The 3,581-nt window shown below is 71.6% G+C and carries 4 protein-coding genes; 3 read left to right on the forward strand and 1 reads right to left on the reverse strand.

Going from position 1 to position 3,581, the window contains the following annotated elements; all coding sequences use genetic code 11:
- Window positions 1–307: 307 nt before the first annotated feature.
- Complete coding sequence (locus B7767_RS18625) at window positions 308–883, reverse strand: hypothetical protein (RefSeq protein WP_085573172.1); 576 nt, start codon at window positions 881–883, stop codon at window positions 308–310.
- A 282-nt stretch (window positions 884–1,165) separates the two neighbouring features.
- On the opposite strand from B7767_RS18625, the gene B7767_RS18630 reads away from it, so the two are divergent.
- The 3 genes from B7767_RS18630 to B7767_RS18640 all read left to right on the forward strand — a co-directional run.
- Window positions 1,166–2,020, forward strand: coding sequence for a bifunctional methylenetetrahydrofolate dehydrogenase/methenyltetrahydrofolate cyclohydrolase (locus B7767_RS18630; protein ID WP_085573173.1), 855 nt, complete (start codon window positions 1,166–1,168; stop codon window positions 2,018–2,020).
- Window positions 2,010–2,513, forward strand: coding sequence for a DUF3017 domain-containing protein (locus B7767_RS18635; RefSeq protein ID WP_085573174.1), 504 nt, complete (start codon window positions 2,010–2,012; stop codon window positions 2,511–2,513). Before B7767_RS18630 ends, B7767_RS18635 begins: the two co-directional genes overlap by 11 nt.
- A gap of 628 nt (window positions 2,514–3,141) precedes the next feature.
- A partial coding sequence (locus tag B7767_RS18640) for a helix-turn-helix transcriptional regulator (RefSeq protein WP_179167191.1) occupies window positions 3,142–3,581 on the forward strand: 440 nt, incomplete at its 3' end.

Genomic DNA, 3,581 nt, shown 5'->3' on the forward strand with positions numbered 1-3,581 from the left:
CGCCGCGTCCGGCGGCGCCACGACCGGTGAGATCGCCCGCGCCGCCGGGGTCCCGGCCTGCGCCGCCGGCAGGCACGCCACCGCGCTGCGCGGCGCGGGACTCGTCACCACGGTCCGCAACGGCCCGACCGTGCTGCACACCCTCACCCCCACGGGTGCCTCCGTGCTGCGCGCCGCCCTGCGGAAGGCGAACGGGGACTCCGCGGACACGCGGGCCCGAGCCGGTGGCCCCGGACGCACCAGGGCCGTGTCCCCTCGTGCGGGTGGGACACGGCCCTTGGTGGCGGTGCGCTCGGGACGGTCGCCCTCAGTAGCGGGGGCGGTTGAACCAGGCCTTGCCCGCGGCGTTGCCGACGAACACGGCGATCAGGATCGCCAGCACCGTGTGGATCAGACCCACCAGGATGAAGGGGTAGATGCCGAGGACGGCGGTGATGATGCCGAAGATCAGCGCGGTGATACGGACGCCGTTGCCGCCCTTGCCGAACTTGACGGCCAGCACGAGCGCGAACACGCCCCACGCCAGCGCGAACGCGGTCAGAGCCCAGAGCAGGCCGGACGAGTAGTCGGCGAGCTGCTCGAACGCGGGATCCTCACTCAGCGTCGGGTCGTCCTTGGCGGCCTCCACGCCCACGGCGCTGATCGCGAACAGAGCCACGCCGATGAGCTGCAGGGCCACGATGACCCACAGCAGCACGCGTGCCGTGCTCACCGTTCCCGGCATGGACGTCGGCACCGGGGCGCCGGAGTAGGCGCCCACCGGCGGCGCCGCCGGGTAGCCGTACCCCTGCTGGGGCTGCTGGGGGTAGCCGTAACCGGGAGCCGGCGGCTGCTGGCCACCCTGCGGGGGCCCGTAGGGGTTGTTCGGGTCGCCGAAACTCATGGCGGTTCTTCCTCCGTTGCGCTTCAGGTGCGGGGACGACGCGAGACTCGGTGCGGAGGAAGTTCTACAGATGCGGTCCGTCCCCCCGGTTCTGCCCGCGGCACTGTGGCCTCATCGTTCTTGACCGTTCCTTTCCTTGTCCAGGCGTAAGCCGTATGTGTTGTGCAAGTGCAACATCACGATCTTGGCCGGAAACGGGTGATACGTGGTGAGAGGGTGCCGCGGTCGCCCGGAATGCGGGCGGATTGGAACCGGGGCCCGGTCATCCGCGAGGATGGGGGCATGACCGCCCAGATTCTCGATGGCAAGGCCACCGCAGCCGAGATCAAGTCCGATCTGACCGCCCGTGTGGCGGCGCTGAAGGAGAAGGGCGTCACGCCCGGCCTCGGCACGATCCTCGTCGGGGACGACCCCGGCAGCCAGAAGTACGTCGCCGGGAAGCACCGCGACTGCGCCCAGGTGGGCATCGCCTCCATCCAGCGCGAACTGCCGGGCACGGCCACGCAGGAGGAGATCGAGGCGGTCGTCCGCGAGCTGAACGAGGACCCCGCCTGCACCGGTTACATCGTCCAGCTTCCGCTGCCCAAGGGCATCGACGAGAACCGCATCCTCGAACTGATGGACCCGGGCAAGGACGCCGACGGCCTCCACCCGATGAACCTCGGCCGTCTCGTCCTCAACGAGCCGGCCCCCCTGCCCTGCACCCCCAACGGCATCATCACCCTGCTGCGCCGCCACGGCGTGGAGATCAAGGGCGCGGAGGTCGTGGTCGTCGGACGCGGTGTGACCATCGGCCGTCCGATGCCCCTGCTGCTGACCCGGCGCAGCGAGAACGCCACGGTGACCCAGTGCCACACCGGCACCCGCGACCTGTCGGCCCACCTCCGGCGCGCGGACATCATCGTGGCCGCCGCGGGCAGCGCCCATCTGATCCGCCCCGAGGACGTCAAGCCGGGCGCGGCCGTCCTCGACGTCGGTGTCTCCCGCAGCGCCGAGGGCAAGATCCTGGGCGACGTCCACCCGGGCGTGGCCGAGGTGGCCGGCTGGGTCGCCCCGAACCCCGGCGGCGTCGGCCCGATGACCCGGGCCCAGCTGCTGGTCAACGTGGTCGAGGCGGCGGAGCGCAGTGTCGGCTGAGGGGAAGACCCCGGACGTCTCCGAGGGGCGGACCGAGGAGCGGGCGGAGGACATCACGGTCCGTGATCCCGTCAGCGCGCCCGACGCCACGGGCAGGCCGCGCCGCACCACCCGGCGGTTCCCCCTGTTCACCAGGGACACCGCGCGCCCCGAGGGCGGGGGCAGGGCCGCCCCCGGCGACGCCCCCGCGCCCGCCCGTCAGTGGCCGATCCTCTCCGTGCTGCTCACGGTCGGAGCGGGGCTGCTGCTGACCGCGCTGGACCAGTTCCGGCTGGGCACGCTGCTGGTCGGCGTGGCGCTGGTGGCCGGGGCCGTGCTGCGGTGGCTGGTGCGGGACGTGGGGATGCTCGCGGTGCGTTCCCGTTTCACGGACATCGTGACGTACGGGGGGCTGGGGCTGGTGATCGCGATGCTGGCGCTGATGGTGCAGCCGAATCCGCTGCTGGAGATTCCGTTCCTGAAGGACACGCTGCACTTCACGGTCGACGGTTAGTCCGATGGTCCGGGTCCGGTGAGCGGCGGCCCGTCCGCACCCCCGTGAGAGGACGGGCCGTCGCCGGGCACCACGTTCCTGCACCGTGAAGGGCCTGTTCAACGCCTGTCCGGGGGCTGTGGCACGGAAGTGACCGTTCCGGTACGGTCTCCGGAATCCTCGTACAGCCTTGCGATGTGCTGCGCGGGCGGCCGATGTCGCGGCTGTGCGGGGGTGTTCGCGCTGTCCGGTGCCCGCGGACGGCGAGGCGTACGCCTGCCCGCGGATGCCGGGGCACACGACTGTCGGCGGTGGGTGGCGGGATGTGTCGATGTATTGACAAGTTTGCCGTTGTGCGTCGAAGTGGGGGGACGGCGGCTAGCGTGAAGTGACGGGGCCGTCCTGACGTCCCGCGCGCAAGTGCCCGGGTTCCGTTCGGTCGAGGGGGCGACCGATGGGACACTGGGCCGCGAGTGAGTAGGCGTGCGACGGTGTCTGCCCGCGGTCCCGATGCTCCCGTGCGCCCCCGCCCCGGGAACTGAGACCCTGCCCGGCGGCATCCTCGTGGGTATCCACAACGGGTACTCGGCAAGGGGCACCATGCGCGAGGGAACAACCAGCACCAACCGGGGGGAAGAGGGGGGAAGCAATGCCTCGTTGGAAGGCCTTGCCGGATGAACTCGATCCGCAGATCAGGGAGTTCACGAGCCAGCTCAGGCGGCTCGTGGACCGCAGCGGCCTGAGCGTCGCGTCGGTCTCCGACCGCACGGGCTACAGCAAGACGTCCTGGGAGCGTTATCTGAACGGCCGGCTGCTCGCGCCCAAGGGCGCGATCGTGGCCCTGGCCGAGGTCACCGGGACCAACCCGATGCACCTCACCACCATGTGGGAGCTCGCCGAGCGTGCCTGGAGCCGCTCGGAGATGCGTCACGACATGACGATGGAGGCGATCAGGATCTCGCAGGCGCGCGCCGCGCTCAGCGAGTTCGCCGGTCCGTCCTCCGGCTCGGGCGGCGGCTCCGCCCGCAAGGGCGCGTCCGCGGTCCGTCCGGGCGTCGCGGGGCCGGCCGGGGTCGCGCCGAGCGTGCC

Source organism: Streptomyces sp. 13-12-16 (assembly GCF_002114215.1).
Taxonomy (GTDB): domain Bacteria; phylum Actinomycetota; class Actinomycetes; order Streptomycetales; family Streptomycetaceae; genus Streptomyces.

Excerpts from the sequence above, each read along its gene's own strand:
- B7767_RS18625 (WP_085573172.1), bottom strand. The coding sequence starts at position 883 with ATGAGTTTCGGCGACCCGAACAACCCCTACGGGCCCCCGCAGGGTGGC.
- B7767_RS18630 (WP_085573173.1), top strand. The coding sequence starts at position 1,166 with ATGACCGCCCAGATTCTCGATGGCAAGGCCACCGCAGCCGAGATCAAG.